Genomic DNA, 15,057 nt, shown 5'->3' on the forward strand with positions numbered 1-15,057 from the left:
CGGCTCCTCCGCGTACGCCTCGGACCGGTACGCCTCGGACCGGTACCCGTCGTCGCGTCCGTCGCCGAGGGACCGGCGGCCCTGGTAGGACCGGCCGGCCGGAAGCTCCGGCATCGGCGTCCCGGGGCCGCCGAGCGCGCCGCCGGGGGCGCCGCCCGGCACCCCGCCCATCGCGGCGGCCGGGGCGCCCCGCACCTGGCCCCGGGGCCGGGACGAGGCGCGCAGGAACGACACGATGCAGGCCAGGATCGCGCCGATCGCGAAGCCGATCGCGCCGTTCTGCGGCAGCTTGCTCGGCGTCGGCGCGGTCGGGTCGGCGGTGTCGGTGAACTGGACCCCGTCGTTGTTCTTCGACCGGGCCGACAGCAGGCCGCTCTCGTCCGACTGCAGCTTGGCGAGCTGGCTCTGCAGCACCTTGTACGGATGCGTCCCCGCCTGGGTGGATTGCATCTGCTCGGTGATCTTCGTCTCCTGCTCCTTCAGCCCCTTGATCTGATCGTCGAGGTTGCTGTTGTTCGTGGAGACGGTGACGTCCTGGTAGGCCTGCAGCACCGCGTTGGCGATGACGGCGGCCTCGGGCATGTTGGAGCCGGTGGCGGTGACGACCACGACGCCGCCGTCCGGCTTGCTCGAGGTCTTCACCCGGCCGCGCAGCTGCTCGCCGGTGAGGTTCGGGCCGTGCTTGCTCTTGACGATCTCGGCGGCGCGGGCCATCACCGGCGTGGAGCCGGCGAACGCCGCGCGCTGCGCGGTGTAGGCGGCGTACCCCTGCCCGGACACGACGCCCATGCGCAGCGCGTTGTTGTTGTTCGTCGGGTCGGTGACGGCGAACCTCGCGGTGGCGGTCGCGCCGCCGAACAGGATCTCGGTGGCGGCGACCGAGGCGAGGACGCTGGCCAGCACGATGATGAGAGACATCAGCCGGTAGCGCCAGACCGCCTCGACGAGGCTGATCTCCGGTGTGACGGGGGTCTGTGCTGTCATCGGATGCTCTTGGAGTCCTCAGGAGGCCGTGGGCGGGATGGGGTCGGCGGCGGGTCCGGCGAGACGGGCGACGGCGTCCCGCAGCTCGTGGTGGTAACGGTCCTTGCCGAACCGCCGGGCGGCGTCGGCGCCGGCCCGCTTGGCCATCGCCTGGGCGCCGTCCCAGTCGTCCAGCAGCCGGGCGATCCCGGCCGCCAGGGCGTCCGGGTCGTCCGGGGCGACCAGCACGCCGTTGTCGCCGTCGGCGACGATCTCGACCAGCCCCTGGGTGGCGCTGGCGACGACCGGCCGGCCGGCGAGCATCGCCTCGACGGCGACGTTACCGAAGGGTTCGACGCGCGAGGGGACGATCGCGATGTCCGCCTCGGCGAACGAATTCCACACCGAGGCGCGAAATCCCGCGAACGCCACCGCGCCGTCGTCGCCGGCGAGGCCGCGCAGCTCCTCCTCGAACCACTCATATCCAGGGAAGACGCTTCCGACCAGGGTCAGGTTCGCATCGTAGCCGCGGTCGCGCAGTGACCGGACGGCGCGGACCGCGACGTCGGAGCCCTTGCGCGGCGACAGCCGCCCGACGAGGACGATCCGGGCGGGCCCGGTGAGCACCGCGCGCGGCGGCGCGACCGGCTCGGGCGGCTCCTCCACCCCGTTGTAGATGATCTGGGCGCCGCGGCCGGCGGAGCCGAGCGCGGCGGCGCTGGCGCGGCTGTTGACGACGACGGAGCGGGCGAGCCGCAGCGGCATCGACAGGGCGGCGCGCACCGGGCCGGGCACGTCGTCCTCGGCCTCGTGCACGTGGCAGAGGGAGGGCACGCGGGCGAGCCGCCCGGCGAGCAGCCACAGCGGGATCGTGACGGTGTTGACGTACAGGGCGGCGGCGCGCTCGCGGCGCAGCAGCCGCCGCGCCTTCGGCAGCGCCCGGGCCGCGGCGAACGCCAGCCGGACGAGGCCGAGCGGCGTCATGTACGACTTGCGCAGGACCGGGACGGGCAGGACCACCACTTCGGCGCCCGCGTCCCGCAGCACGGGTGAGAGCGGCCCGTCCGCCGGCAGCGTCACGATGACGCGGTGGCCGGGGACCAGCGCGCGCACCGATTCCACGAGCATCCGGTCGGAGCCGTAGAGATCGGGCGACGGGTGCGCCAGCACCACCGCGGACCTCGCGTGCCGTTCGGCCACTTGCCCCTCCTTCTGGTGATCCAGCCCCCTGGATACCAGTCTCCCGCAACCTTCAGATTAACTGTCGTTCACCGCAGGGACGCGCAAGCCCCCTTCCGCATAATCTGTGCGGATCAATCACCAAGCGACGGTAATGGCTGGGGGTAAGGGTGCGCATCGCCATGGTAGGGACGCGCGGGGTGCCGGCGCGGTACGGCGGCTTCGAGACGGCGGTCGAGGAGATCGGCAAGCGGCTGGCGGCGGGCGGGCACGAGGTGACCGTCTACTGCCGGGGCGAGCGCCACCCGGAGCCGGAGTACCTGGGCATGCGGCTGGTGTACCTGCCGGCGATCGAGAAGAAGGTCGCCGAGACCCTCAGCCACACCGGTCTGTCGGTGCTGCACGCCTTCCGCAGCAAGATCGGCAAGGAGGGTGCGGACGTCGCGCTGCTGTTCAACGCGGCGAACGCGCCGATGCTGCCGATCCTGCGGACGCTGCGGATCCCGGTCGCGACGCACGTCGACGGCCTGGAGTGGAAGCGCACCAAGTGGAGCGGCACCGGGCAGAAGTACTACCGGGCGGCCGAGGCGATGGCGGTGCGCTGGTCGGACGCGCTCATCGCGGACGCGGTCGGCATCCAGGACTACTACCGCGAGCGGTTCGACGCCGACACGGTGTTCATCCCCTACGGCGCGCCCATCCTGACCGGGACCGACACCGGGAAGCTGGCGGAGGCCGGGTACGAGCCGGGCGGGTTCCACCTGGTCGTGGCCCGGTTCGAGCCGGAGAACCACGTGCACCTGGCGGTGGAGGGCTACCGGCGCAGCCGGGCGGAGAAGCCGCTCGTGGTCGTCGGCTCGGCGCCGTACGCCGACGAGTACACCGCGCGGGTGAAGGAGCTGGCGGGCGACGACCCGCGCATCACCTTCATGGGCGGCGTGTGGGACCAGGACCTGCTGGACGCCCTGTACGCGGGCGCGCTCACCTACATCCACGGGCACTCGGTCGGCGGGACGAACCCGTCGCTGCTGCGCGCGATGGGCGCGGGGGCGTCGGTGCTGGCCTACGACGTGAACTTCAACCGCGAGGTGCTGGGCGAGGAGGCGGGCCGGTTCTTCGGCGACGCGGCGGAGCTGGCGGCGCGGGTGGAGGCGGCGGAGGCCGATCCGGGCGCGGCGGGCGACCGGGGCGCCGCGGCGCGCAAGCGGGCGGCGGAGCGGTACGTGTGGGACGACGTCGCGGCGGCCTACGAGCGGCTGTGCGAGGACCTGCTGGCCGGTCGCCGTACGCGCAAGACCATTCGCGGTAAGTGAGGACATGAACGAGCAAGTGACCACATCCGGTCATGAATTCGTCCGGCCGCGCATGGGAACCGGAAACGTCCTGGTCCCGGCGGATTCCCGGCGCGGGGCCCGCGCCGGGGTCGCGCTGTTCACCCGGTCGAAGCTGCCCGCGCTGGCCGCCCAGTGGGCGCTGTACGGCGCGGTGGCGGTCGCCGGCCCCCGCGTCCTGCCGGGCCCCCGCCTCCGCTGGGAGCCGCCGGGAGGGCCGGAGCGGTGGCGGACGCTGGCCGACCGGATCGGCACGTTCGACGGCCTCGCCCTCTACGAGCGCCCGCAGGCGTCCCGGACGGGCCTGGCGGCGGTGCTGCTGCGCGACGGGCGCCCCACCGGGTTCCTCAAGCTCCGCGACGACCCCGGCGAGCTGGACCGCGAAGAGCGCGCGCTGTCGGCGTTCCCGGAGGGCCGCGCGGACGGCTTCCGCGTCCCCCGCGTCCTGGACCGCGACGCGACCGCCGGCTGGCACTGGATGGTGATCGAGGCGATGCCGCCGCGCCCGGCCCGCCCGGTGCGCGGCGTCGCGCTGGCGCCGCTGCTGGCGGATCTGCAGCGGCGGCTCGCGGCGGTGCTGCCCCGCCCGTCCGGGACCCCGGACCACTGGACGCCGATGCACGGCGACCTGACGGCCTGGAACCTGCGGCACTGCGGCCGGGGCCTGCCCTGGCTGATCGACTGGGAGGACGCGGCGTGGGCGCCGCCGGGCGCCGACCTCGTCTACTACGAGGCGACGCACGCCACCGTGTTCGGCAGGCCGTCCGGCCGCGACGACCTGAGCGGCTGCGCGGAGGCGGCGGAGTTCTGGCTGAAGCGGGTCGCGCAGCGCTCCGCCGGCGACCACGACGCCGCGTTCAACACCCGCCTCAGCGAGATCCTGCGGGGCATCGGCCGGACCTGACCCCCGCGGTTGCGCGCGCACGAGGACGCGCCCCGGCGGACTCCGCCGGGGCGCGTTCCCGTGTCGGTCGTTCAGCTCGCGCGGGTCACCAGGTGACGGCCGCGGACGCCGGACCGGTGACCGTGTTGCCCAGCGGGTCCTTCACGCGGATCCGATAGGTGTGCTTGCCCTTCGCCGCCTTGGTGTCGGTGAAGGTCATCGACGGCTCGGCCCAGAACTTCGACAGCCGCTTCACCGAGGTCAGCGCGGTGGTGGAGTTGTCGCGCAGCACCTCGTAGTGCAGCCAGCCGTTGTCCATGTCCCAGGTGCCCTTCCAGGCCACCTTGAGGCCGGTGGACGTCTTGGTCACGGTCGGCGCCTTGACGCTCGCGGCCTCCGGGCCGACCTTGTTGGCCGCCTTGGCCTTGATGGTGAACCGGACGAGCCCGGCCTGCGACTTGCCGTTCACGTTCGGGAACTCGCCGCCCATGGCGACGTAGCTGCTGTTGCCCGTGACGGCCCACGCCGCCTGGTACTGCTTGGTGAACGTGCCCATGCCGAGCTTCGGGAACCAGTCCAGCAGCTGCGGGATCGGCTGCCCGCTGTAGTTGCTGTTCGTGCCCGGCTTGGCCTTGTCCGTGCCGCGCGCGTCGAAGGTCTCGGCGATCGTGCGGTGGTAGGTCTCCGGAGTCGTCTCCGGGAAGGCGCCGAGCGAGGAGCAGTCGTGCGGGTGGCCGACGGCGTAGACGGTCTGCCCGACCGGCAGGATCCCGTAGGTGGCGCCGTAGCAGTTGTCGAGCCACACCAGGGCGCCGTCGCTCGCCTTGGCGGCGAACCGGCCGTCGAACCAGTGGTAGCGCTCGCCGTCGGCCGCACCGTAGACGATGCCGTTCTGGATCCGCAGGTCCGTGACGTAGGAGTAGCCGTACTTGCCCGCGCTGTCGGGCTTGGTGGCCTTGGTCGGGATCGGCTTGCTGCTCCACGGCAGCGTGCCGCCGTTGGTGGCGCTGACCGCGCCGATGCCGACGTGCTGCGCCCCGTTCAGCTGCTGGAACCGGCCGCCGACGATGACGCGGTCGCCGTACACGGCGAGGGCGTACACCTCGTCGTCGTTGGCGGCGGGCTTCCAGGTGTCGATGTTGGACCCGTCGGAGGCCTTCACCGCCGCGAGCCGCGTCCGCGACTTGCCGTTGACGTTGAAGAAGTTGCCGCCGACGTACACGGTCGAGTTCGTCGCGGCGATCGCGCGGACGCGGTTGTGCACGTTCGGCGCGAAGGAGTCGATCAGCTTGCCGGTGGCGGTGTCGAACGCGGCGAGGTGGTTGTGGGCCTTGCCGTCGACCTTGGTGAAGTCGCCGCCGACGTAGACGCGCTTGCCGTCCGGGGAGGCCATGAGCCGCAGGCCCTGCCCGTCGAGGGTGTGCACGAACGAGGTGCTGAGCTTCCCGGTCGTCAGGTCGAACGCCATGATGTTGCCGCGCGCGACCTCGCCGGACCCGCCGGCGGCGACGCCCGCCGGGCGCGCCTTGGTGAAGTTCCCGGTCGCGTAGACGGTGTTCCCCACGGTCGCCATGCTCCAGACGACGCCGTTCACCTGCGCGGTCGGCAGCGGGTCGGCGCTCACGGTCGCGGGCACGCCCGAGGCCGGCATGGTGTCGGCCGCGACCGGCCCGGCCGGGACGACGGCGGCGCCCACGAGCGAGAGGGCGGCGGCGGACGCAACGCCCGCGCACATGCCGGCACGGCGCTGTCGCAAAAGAGCTCTCACGAGTCGGATCCCCTAAAGCACTTCAACCCCCGGTGGCCCCAACGGCCACTCCGGTCTGGTGATCTTAGTGCGTCGAAGGGACCGCTCATCCGCGGTCTTATGAAATCGTGATGGAAATCGCTCACACAGCGCTTGATGTTGATAGCTCAGCGCAGTATGGCCAATTCCGGAAATAGAAAGTGCCCCGAGGGGTGAACCTCGGGGCACTTTCGCGCGTCGGGGGCGGCGCCTACCGGAACGGCGTCACCGCCGGACGGAGTTGGACGCCCCGCTCGTCACGGCGTTCCCGTTCGGGTCGACGGCCCGGATCTTGTAGGTGTGGGTGCCCTTCGGGGCGCTGGTGTCGGTGTAGGTGAGGGTCGCCGGGTTCCAGAACGCGGCCGACTTGTCGAGGGTCGCGATCGGGGTCGTGCCGCCGTCCCGGAGCACCTGGTACTTCAGCGCCGCGTTGTCCATGTCCCAGGTCGTCTTCCAGGTCACCCGGATGCCGCTGCCGAACCGGGCGCTCGCGGACGGGGCCTTGAGGTCGGCGGACTCCGGGCCGACCTTGTTCGGCGCGTCCGCCTTGATCGCGAACCGGACGAGCCCGGCCTGCGCCTTGCCGTTCACCTTCGGGAACTCGCCGCCCATCGCGACGTAGCCACCGTTGCCCGTGACGGCCCACGCCGCCTGGTACTGCTTGGTGAACGAGCCGATCGCCAGCTTCGGGAACCAGTGCAGCAGGCTCGGGACCGGCTGGTTGCGGTAGTTGCTGTTGGTGCCCGGCGAACCGTGGTCGGTGCCCGTCGCGGCCTTGGTCTCCGACAGCGCCCGGTGGTTGGTCTGCGGGCTGGTGTCGGGGAACGCGCCGAGCGAGGTGCAGTCGTGCGCGTGCGAGACGCTGTAGACCTCGTTGTTGATGGGGTACATGCCGTAGGTGGCGCCGTAGCAGTTGTCCAGCCACACCAGGTCGCCGGTGTCGGCCTTGGCGGCGAACCGGCCGTCGAACCAGTGCGTGCCCTCGCCGTCGGCGCCGCCGTAGACGACGCCGTCGTCGACGCGCAGGTCCGTCACGTAGGAGAAGTGCGAGCTGTCCTGCTTGGCGGGGATGGGCCGGCTGCTCCACGGCAGCGTCCCGCCGTTCGCCGTGCTGACCGCGGCGATCCCGACGTGCGTCTCGCCGTTCAGCTTCTGGAACTTCCCGCCGACGAGCACGCGGTCGCCGTACAGCGCGAGCGCGTACACCTCGTCGTCGTCGGCGGTCGGCCGCCAGGTGCCGATGTTGGACCCGTCGGAGGCCTTCACCGCGGCGAGCCGCGTCCGGCCGCTGCCGTTGACGTTGAAGAAGTTGCCGCCCACGTACACGGTCGAGTCCGTCGCGGCGATCGCGCGGACGCGGTTGTGCACGTTCGGCGCGAACGAGTCGATCAGCGCGCCGGTCGAGGTGTCGAACGCCGCGAGGTGGGGGTGCGCCTTGCCGTCGACCGTCGTGAAGTCGCCGCCGACGTACACCCGGCTGCCGTCGGGGGACGCGATGATCCGCAGGCCCTGCCCGTCGAGCGTGTGCACGAACGTGGTGCTGAGCTTCCCGGTCTTGAGGTCGAACGCCATGATGTTGCCGCGCGCGACCTCGCCGGACCCGCCGGCGGCGACGCCCGCCGGGCGCGCCTTGGTGAAGTTCCCGGTCGCGTAGACGGTGCTCCCGACCGTCGCCATGCTCCACACGACCCCGTCGACCTGCGCGGTCGGGAGCGGGTCGGCGCTGACGGTGGCCGGCGTCCCGGACGGCGGGTCGGTGTCGGCGGCGGCCGTGCCGGCCGGCAGCAGCGCCGCGCCCGCCAGCGAGAGGGCGGCGGCGGCCGCCAGGCCCGCGCGGACGCCCGTCCGGCGCTGTCGCAAAGAAGCTCTCACGAGTCCGATCCCCTAACCGAGAACGACGCAGCCTTGGCCCGGTGGCCACCCCGGCCACTCCGGTTCGGGGATCTTATTGTGTAGTCAGTCCGATACTCCCGGCCCCTTATGAAATCGTGACCGAAGTCGCCTTCGCTCGGCTGACCGGCGCGAATTCGATCTTCGGCGGCGGCACGGGAAAGCCTCCCTGGAGGCCTTCCCGTGCCGTCCGCCGGTCCGGGGTCCGGGCCGGCCGCGGGTCAGCCGGCGGGACGGGTCGCGGTCAGGTCGTCGACGGACACGACCGTGGGCGCGCTCGTGGAGTTGCCCGCCAGGTAGGCGCGGATCCCGACCGCGCCCGCGGCCTGCAGCCCGGCCGTCGCGTCGGTGCCGGTCGCCTGCCAGTCCGGCTCGGCGGCGCCGTCCGTCCACACCTTCGCCTTCAGCGTGGTCGGCGACCCGCCGGTCACCTGCACGCGCAGGCGCAGCGGCACGCCCGGCCGGTAGGTCAGCCCCGGCACCGCCTGCTCGGTGCCGATGGCCGTCTCGGTGTTGCTCGCGTCGGCGCGGCTGAGCTGCAACGACACCACACCGGACGGGCGCAGCCGGATCCGCGCCCGGTAGTCGCCCTGGCCGGCGATCCGCCGCCCGAGCGCCCACACGTACACGCCGTTGCCGGTGCCCTCCTTGTCGGTCGCGACGGTGAAGGTCAGGTCGGTGTCCCGCGACGACACCGCGTTCAGGTTCGCGCCGCCGTCGTTCCTCGCGGCCGGCAGTTCGATCCGCCCGGTGCCGTCCGCCGACAGCACGCCGCCCGACCCGACCCTGCTCCAGGCGCCGCCGGTGTCGGCACCGCCCCAGCCGCCGGTGACCGTCCGCCCGAACGCGTCCGACGCCAGCACCGCCGAGGTGGCCGTGACCGCGTGGGCGACCTCGCCGGTCGCGCCCTTGTCGTCGGTGACGGTGAGCGTGACGGTGTGCTCGCCGGCCGACGTGTAGGTGTGCGACGGCTTGGCGCCGGTGCCGGTCGTCCCGTCGCCGAAGTCCCACGCGTAGCCCGCGACCGTCCCGTCGGGGTCGGACGACGCGGACCCGTCGAACGAGCACGCCAGCGAGTCGCACGACGCGGTGAACGCCGCCGACGGCGGCCGGTTCGGCTGCACCGCGCCGGTGCCGAGGCCGTGGTGCAGGGCGACCTGGCCGGCGGTCAGCGCCCGCGGGTACACCGCGGCCTCGTCGATCGTCCCGTTCAGGTAGTCGCTGGACGGCCGGTCCGGCCAGCCGGACAGGTTGTCGCCGCCGATCCGCCAGTAGCCCGCGTAGCTCTGCGCCGACGTGACGCCGCCGTCGGCCGCGACCTGCGCGCCGTCGACGTACAGCTTCATCCCCGCGCCGCCGTCGAGGGTGCCGACGACGTGGTGCCATTCGCCGTCGTTCAGCCCGGCGCCGCTCCGCACCGTCTTCGCGGCGCCCGGGTAGACGCCGAACACGACCCGTCCGTCGTTGGTCATGTACAGGTGCCGGTCGTAGGACGAACTGTCGCCGGACGCGCTGCCCCCGTACCCGATGATCTTCCCGCCGCTGCCGGACGTGGTCTTCACCCACGCCTCGACGCTGAAGTCGCCCGGCGTGGACGCGGCGCCGCTGCCGGCCGACGAGCCGGGGACCCCACCGAAGCCCACCGCCTTGTCGGCGTCGCCGGAGATCGCGCCGGCCTGGCCCCGGGCCGTGCCGGCGCCGAGCGTCAGGTCGTTGGAGCCGGCGTGGTCGTAGGCGGGGCCGCTGGTCTCGCCGAGCCGCCAGTACGCCTGCGCCCCGTCCGACCGGATCTGGTCGGAGTACGGGCCGGGCGTGCCGTCCGGGGCCGTCACCGCGTTCGACGCGGCGCTGGTCACCGCGTTGCCCGCCGCATCCACCGCCCGCACCTTGTAGGTGTGCGCGGTGCCGGGCGCGGCGGTCGTGTCGAGGTAGGCGGTGTTCGGCTCGTCCCAGAACGTCGACGTCCGGTCGACCGTCCCGATGGGCGTGGTGCCGCCGTCGCGGAGCACCTCGTACCTCAGCGAGGCGTTGTCCATGTCCCAGGTGGTCTTCCAGCCGACGCGGACGCCGCCGTCCGCCATCGCGGTCGCGGTCGGGGTGCCGAGGTCGCCGGCCTGCGGGCCGGCCTTGTTCGGCGCCTTCGCCTTCACCGCGAACCGGACGAGGCCGGCCTGCGCCTTCCCGTTCACGCTCGGGAACTCGCCGCCCATCGCGACGTAGTCGGCGTCGCCCGTGACCGCCCAGGCCGCCTGGTACTGCTTGGTGAACGACCCGATCGCCAGCCGCGGGAACCAGTGCAGCAGGCTCGGGATCGGCTGCTTGCTGTAGCTGCTGCCGGCGCTCGGGTTGCCGTGGTCGGTGCCGGTCGCCGCCGTCGTCTCGGCCAGCGCCCGCTGGAACGTCTGCGGGCTGGTGTCGGGCCACGCGCCGAGCGAGGTGCAGTCGTGCGCGTGCGAGACGCTGTACACCGACTGGTCCTGCACGAACATGCCGTAGGTGGCGCCGTAGCAGTTGTCCAGCCACACCAGGTCGCCCGTTGCGGCCTTGGCCGCGAACCGGCCGTCGAACCAGTGCCAGCCCTCGCCGTCCGCCCCTGCGTACACGGTGTCGCCGGACACGTACAGGTCCGTCACGTAGGAGAACAGGCTGCTGCCCTGCTTGGCCGGGATCGGCGTGCTGCTCCACGGCACCGTCCCGCCGTTGGCCGCGTCCACCGCGCCGATGCCGACGTGCTTCTCGCCGTTCAGCTGCTGGAACCGGCCGCCGACGATCACGCGGTCGCCGTACAGCGCGAGCGCGAACACCTCGTCGTCGTCGGCGGTCGGCCGCCACGCGTCGATGTTCGCGCCGTTGGACGCCTGCACCGCCGCGAGCCGCGTCCGCGACCCGCCGTTCACGTTGAAGAAGTTGCCGCCCAGGTAGACGGTCGAGTTCGTCGCGGCGATCGCGCGGACCTTGGCCGACACGGACGGAGCGAACGACGTGTCGAGGGCGCCGGTCGCGGTGTCGAACGCGGCGACGTGGTTGCGTGTCTGCCCGTCCACGGCGGTGAAGTCGCCGCCGACGTAGACGCGCTTGCCGTCCGGCGAGGCCGCGATCCTCAGGCCCTGCCCGTTCAGCGCGTGGTCGAAGGACGAGACGAGGTTCCCGGTGGCGAGGTCGAAGGCGAGGATGTTCTGCCGGGTCACCTCCCCCGCCCCGCCCTCCGCGACGCCCGGCGGGCGCGCCTTGCTGAAGTTCCCCGTCGCGTAGACGGTGCCGCCGACGGTGGTCATGCTCCACACGACCCCGTTGACCTGCGCGGTCGGGAGCGGGTCCGCGCTGACGGTGGCCGGCGTGCCCGCCGGCGGGTCGATGTCGGCCGAGGCGGGTGCGGCCGGAACGGCGGCGGCGCCCGCGAGCGCCGTCGAGAATGCGGTGAAGACGGCTATCGCCGTTTTACGGACGCGCGCCGCGCGCCGGTGCGAAGGTACAGATCTCACTGGGCCGGTCCCCTGCCGATCGTCTCCGGTGGCCCCCTCGGTCACGGAAGTGAGAGCAGGGTAATCCGCGATTCCTGTTTAAACTGTTCTGCCCTGGAAGTTTCACTTCGTTGCCACTGATGAGGAGAGAGCCGGATGTCCGATCGGGGAGCGCGTCCGCACAGGCATCTCGCCGCGACGGGCGCCGTCCTCGCCCTCGCGCTGGCGCTGACCGGATGCGGCGGCGGGAAGAAGAAGTCGGCCGACCCGACGCCGCCCCCGCCGCCGAGCCCGCAGCCGACCGAGCAGGCGAACGCCGCGCCGGGCTCCACCGCACTCAAGTCGTCCGGCGGGCTGCGCAAGCCCGTCACCTACGACGACAAGGTCACCGTGGCGATCAGCAACATCCGGTACGTCAAGAACAAGGACCTCGGCCCCGGCGAGCTCACCGGCAAGGTGCTCACCATCTTCACGCTGAAGTTCACCAACGGCTCCGGCAAGCCCCTCGACCTCAACAAGGTGCAGGTCACGGCCGTTTACGGGAGCAAGAAGACCCGCGCCCAGCACACCTCCTACGCCAATCTGAACGACTTCTACGGCACCGTCCCCGCCGGCGGCGCCAAGTCGGCGTCCTACGCCTTCGACCTGCCGTCGTCGGGCTACAAGTCGGTCATGGTCGGTGTCAAGTTCGACGCCCAGCACAAGACCGCGCTGTTCACGGGCGCCCTCCACAACTGACGTTCCGCGAGGTACGTTCGTGGTTCCAGCGTTCCCCCGGGGGTTGAGGGTCGTGTCATGTCCAGCGCTAACCGGTCTCGCGGATCGAGCCGGTCGATGATCGTCAAAGTGCTCGCGCTGCCGGTGGTCGGGGTGGTGGGCTTCCTCGGCTGGCAGCTGCCGCTGAGCCACGACCCGGCCCCGCAGACCGTGCCCGTGCCGGGCGCCCCCGGCGCCGCGCCCGTCGGCACCACCGCGTACAAGATCCCGGACGGCGCGCTGTTCGTGTCGCCGTCCGGGAGCGACGGCGCCGACGGCACCAGGAAGCACCCCCTGCGCACGCTCGCCAAGGCCGTCACGAAGGCGCGCAACGGCGGCACCGTCGTGCTGCGCGGCGGCGTCTACCACGAGTCCGTCACCGTTCCCGGCGGCAAGAGGCTGACCGTCCAGTCCGCGCCGCACGAGGCCGTCTGGCTCGACGGCAGCTCGCAGGTCACCGGCTGGCGGCAGGGGAACCGCGCCTGGGTCCACGAGGGCTGGACGGCCCGCTTCGACGCCAGCCCGACCTACACCCCGGGCGCCCGGGCCAGCGGCGACTCCGACTTCCGGTTCGTCTCGCCCGACCACCCGATGGCCGCGCACCCCGACCAGGTGTGGCTGGACGGCGTCCCGCAGAAGCAGGTCCGCGCGCGCGGCGACGTCAAGGACGGCACCTTCTACGTCGACGAGGCGTCCCGCCGGCTCTACCTCGGCTCGGACCCGCGCGGCCACGACGTGCGCGCCAGCACCCTGTCCGAGGCGATCACCGTCGGCGGCGCCGGGTCCCGGCTGCGCGGCATCGGGGTGCGCCGCTACGCCACCTCGCTCCCCCAGCTCGGCAGCGTGAAGGTCACCGCGCCGGACGTCACCGTTGAGAACGTCGCGGTGAACGAGTCGGCCACCACCGGCCTCAGCGTGCTCGCCGCGCACGCCCGCGTCCGGCACGTCACCACGACCGGCAACGGGATGCTCGGCGTCCACGCCAACTACGCCGACGACCTGCGGCTCGACGCGGTCCGCAGCACCGGCAACAACGTCGAGCACTTCAAGTACTCGCCGGTGTCGGGCGGGGTGAAGGTGACCCGGTCGCGGAAGGTCGCGGTCACCGGCGGCGTGTTCGCCGACAACCTCGGCAAGGGCGTGTGGATGGACGAGTCCGTCTACGACATCACGCTCACCGGCGACCGGATCCTGCGCAACGCCGACCACGGCGTCTCGCTGGAGCTGAGCGCGAAGGCGGTCGTCGCCGGCAACGTGATCGCCGGCAACGCCGGCGACGGGCTGAAGGTGAACAACACCTCCGACGTCCAGATCTGGAACAACTCGCTGGCCGGAAACGGCCGCACCATCCACCTCGCGCAGGACCCGCGCAGCCCGTCCGACCCGCACGCGGCGGGCCGCGACCCCCGGCAGAAGACCGCGGACCCGGCGATGACCTGGCGCGTGTCCAAGGTCGTCATCAGCAACAACACCCTCGCCGACGCCCGCCCGGGCACCCCGTGCCTGCTGTGCGTCGAGGACGGCACGCACCAGCGCGGCGGCGGGCAGATGGGCGTCGCCGCCGACGGCAACGTCTACGTCCGCCCGGACGGGAACCCGCGCACGCTCGTGCGGTGGGCGCGCGGCTCCGGCGGCACGACCGACTTCGGCGACCTCGGCCGGTTCCGGTCGCAGACCGGGCAGGAAAAGCGCGGCGCGCTGAAGACCGCCGCCACCGCCGCCGGACCGGACGGTGAACTGGAGCGCACCGTCGCCGCCCAGGCGGACGCCGGCAACGCGCTCCCCCTCCCCGCCCCGATCGCCACCCTCCTCGACAAGCCCACCGGAACCCGCCACGTAGGCGCCTGGACGCCCTGACCTAGGGGCGCGTCCAAGGGAACTGGCGGCCGAGGAGCGCTTCGAGGTCGGCGTTGTAGGGGGCGTAGTGCTCGGCGAGGGCCTGGCGGGTCGGGGCGGCGAGGTCCTGGCTCGGCGCCGCGTTCCACACCTTGACCGCCGACGGCGGCAGCGGCGCGGGCTCCAGCCCGAGGAACCGCGCCACCGTGTCGCACGCCGTCTGCGGGTCGGCGTAGAACTCCTCGGCCGCCAGCACGCAGAACCGGTCCGCCGGGAAGTGCTTCATCCAACGCCGCAGGTGCGGGGCGTACTCGCCCTGCGCCCGGTACGACTGCTGCTCGTGCGCGTAGCTGGTGTAGCCGGGCTGCCCGGCGATGATCCGCTCCTCCTCGCCGGCGAGCCGGTCCGCCTCGGCGGCCAGCGCCTCCTCGAACGACGCCAGCTCCTCGGCGTTCTGCCGGCGCCGCTCCCGGTAGTGCGAGAACGCCCGCTCGATCGGGTCGCGCAGCACCAGCAGGATCTTCGCGTCCGGGACGTCCCGCCCGGCCCGCTCCGCCGCCAGCGGATGGAACAGGTAGTACGGCGACCCCTCGCCCACGACCTTCCCGGCGCGCCGCGCGGACGCGGGGAAGTGCGACCGGTACCAGGCGGCGCCCTTGTCGTAGTTGGAGTCGAAGTAGTGGACGCCCTTGGTGTGGTTGTCCTTGGGCAGCAGCCGCGCGTTCGGGAACAGCGGCATCACCTGCGGATGCTCCAGCAGCGTGTAGTACAGCGAGGTGGAGCCGCCGCGCTTAGCTCCGATCAGCAGGAAGTCGGGGCCGGGGCGCAGGGCCGCCGTGCTCATCCCGTATCCACGGATAACGCTGCGGCCCGCGGCGACGACCGGGCCGGGAAGAGTCCCTCGATTCACAGGGGACAGATTACCGGCCCGGCGCCCGTATTCTTGGTCTCGTCTTTACCGGGCCCGGAAGG

Annotated in this window: 10 protein-coding genes; 4 read left to right on the forward strand and 6 right to left on the reverse strand. The window is 72.5% G+C overall.

Translation table 11 applies throughout. From position 1 onward, the window contains the following. A partial coding sequence (locus F8568_RS28035) for a GumC domain-containing protein (RefSeq protein ID WP_202125433.1) occupies positions 1-984 on the reverse strand: 984 nt, incomplete at its 3' end. An 18-nt stretch (positions 985-1,002) separates the two neighbouring features. Further along, a complete protein-coding gene (locus tag F8568_RS28040; protein ID WP_328601050.1) occupies positions 1,003-2,163 on the reverse strand; it encodes a glycosyltransferase family 4 protein in 1,161 nt (386 codons plus the stop codon). A 161-nt stretch (positions 2,164-2,324) separates the two neighbouring features. Between F8568_RS28040 and F8568_RS28045 the strand changes: the two genes are divergently transcribed. Both F8568_RS28045 and F8568_RS28050 read left to right on the forward strand, forming a co-directional pair. Further along, positions 2,325-3,455, forward strand: coding sequence for a DUF1972 domain-containing protein (locus tag F8568_RS28045; protein WP_151596698.1), 1,131 nt, complete (start codon positions 2,325-2,327; stop codon positions 3,453-3,455). Positions 3,456-3,459: 4 nt separating this feature from the next. Beyond that, positions 3,460-4,377 (forward strand): phosphotransferase, encoded by a 918-nt coding sequence (locus F8568_RS28050; protein WP_151596699.1) that lies wholly within the window; start codon positions 3,460-3,462, stop codon positions 4,375-4,377. A gap of 85 nt (positions 4,378-4,462) precedes the next feature. On the opposite strand, the gene F8568_RS28055 is transcribed toward F8568_RS28050, so the two are convergent. From F8568_RS28055 to F8568_RS50635, 3 genes are all read right to left on the reverse strand, one after another. Next, on the reverse strand, positions 4,463-6,091 hold the full coding sequence (locus F8568_RS28055) for a PQQ-binding-like beta-propeller repeat protein (RefSeq protein WP_151596700.1): 1,629 nt from the start codon (positions 6,089-6,091) through the stop codon (positions 4,463-4,465). Positions 6,092-6,367: 276 nt separating this feature from the next. Further along, a complete protein-coding gene (locus F8568_RS28060; RefSeq protein ID WP_151596701.1) occupies positions 6,368-8,014 on the reverse strand; it encodes a PQQ-binding-like beta-propeller repeat protein in 1,647 nt (548 codons plus the stop codon). A gap of 239 nt (positions 8,015-8,253) precedes the next feature. Continuing rightward, the gene (locus F8568_RS50635) at positions 8,254-11,514 is read right to left on the reverse strand and encodes a LamG-like jellyroll fold domain-containing protein (protein WP_151596702.1); all 3,261 of its coding nucleotides are present in this window, start codon (positions 11,512-11,514) and stop codon (positions 8,254-8,256) included. Between the two features lie 135 nt (positions 11,515-11,649). Between F8568_RS50635 and F8568_RS28070 the strand changes: the two genes are divergently transcribed. Both F8568_RS28070 and F8568_RS28075 read left to right on the forward strand, forming a co-directional pair. Further along, positions 11,650-12,231 (forward strand): hypothetical protein, encoded by a 582-nt coding sequence (locus F8568_RS28070; protein WP_151596703.1) that lies wholly within the window; start codon positions 11,650-11,652, stop codon positions 12,229-12,231. 96 nt (positions 12,232-12,327) lie between these two features. After that, positions 12,328-14,106: a right-handed parallel beta-helix repeat-containing protein gene (locus F8568_RS28075; protein WP_151596704.1), complete on the forward strand. Its 1,779-nt coding sequence runs from the start codon at positions 12,328-12,330 to the stop codon at positions 14,104-14,106. A gap of 1 nt (position 14,107) precedes the next feature. Here the strand turns inward: F8568_RS28075 and F8568_RS28080 are convergent, their stop codons facing one another. After that, a complete protein-coding gene (locus F8568_RS28080; protein WP_151596705.1) occupies positions 14,108-14,929 on the reverse strand; it encodes a sulfotransferase in 822 nt (273 codons plus the stop codon). Between the last annotated feature and the right edge of the window lie 128 nt (positions 14,930-15,057).

Source organism: Actinomadura physcomitrii (genome assembly GCF_008923205.2).
GTDB classification, from domain to species: domain Bacteria; phylum Actinomycetota; class Actinomycetes; order Streptosporangiales; family Streptosporangiaceae; genus Spirillospora; species Spirillospora physcomitrii.

Coding starts and splice junctions, on each gene's coding strand:
- F8568_RS28045 (WP_151596698.1), top strand. CDS start 2,325: ATGGTAGGGACGCGCGGGGTGCCGGCGCGGTACGGCGGCTTCGAGACG.
- F8568_RS28050 (WP_151596699.1), top strand. CDS start 3,460: ATGAACGAGCAAGTGACCACATCCGGTCATGAATTCGTCCGGCCGCGC.
- F8568_RS28055 (WP_151596700.1), bottom strand. CDS start 6,091: ATGTGCGCGGGCGTTGCGTCCGCCGCCGCCCTCTCGCTCGTGGGCGCC.
- F8568_RS28070 (WP_151596703.1), top strand. CDS start 11,650: ATGTCCGATCGGGGAGCGCGTCCGCACAGGCATCTCGCCGCGACGGGC.
- F8568_RS28075 (WP_151596704.1), top strand. CDS start 12,328: ATGATCGTCAAAGTGCTCGCGCTGCCGGTGGTCGGGGTGGTGGGCTTC.
- F8568_RS28080 (WP_151596705.1), bottom strand. CDS start 14,929: ATGAGCACGGCGGCCCTGCGCCCCGGCCCCGACTTCCTGCTGATCGGA.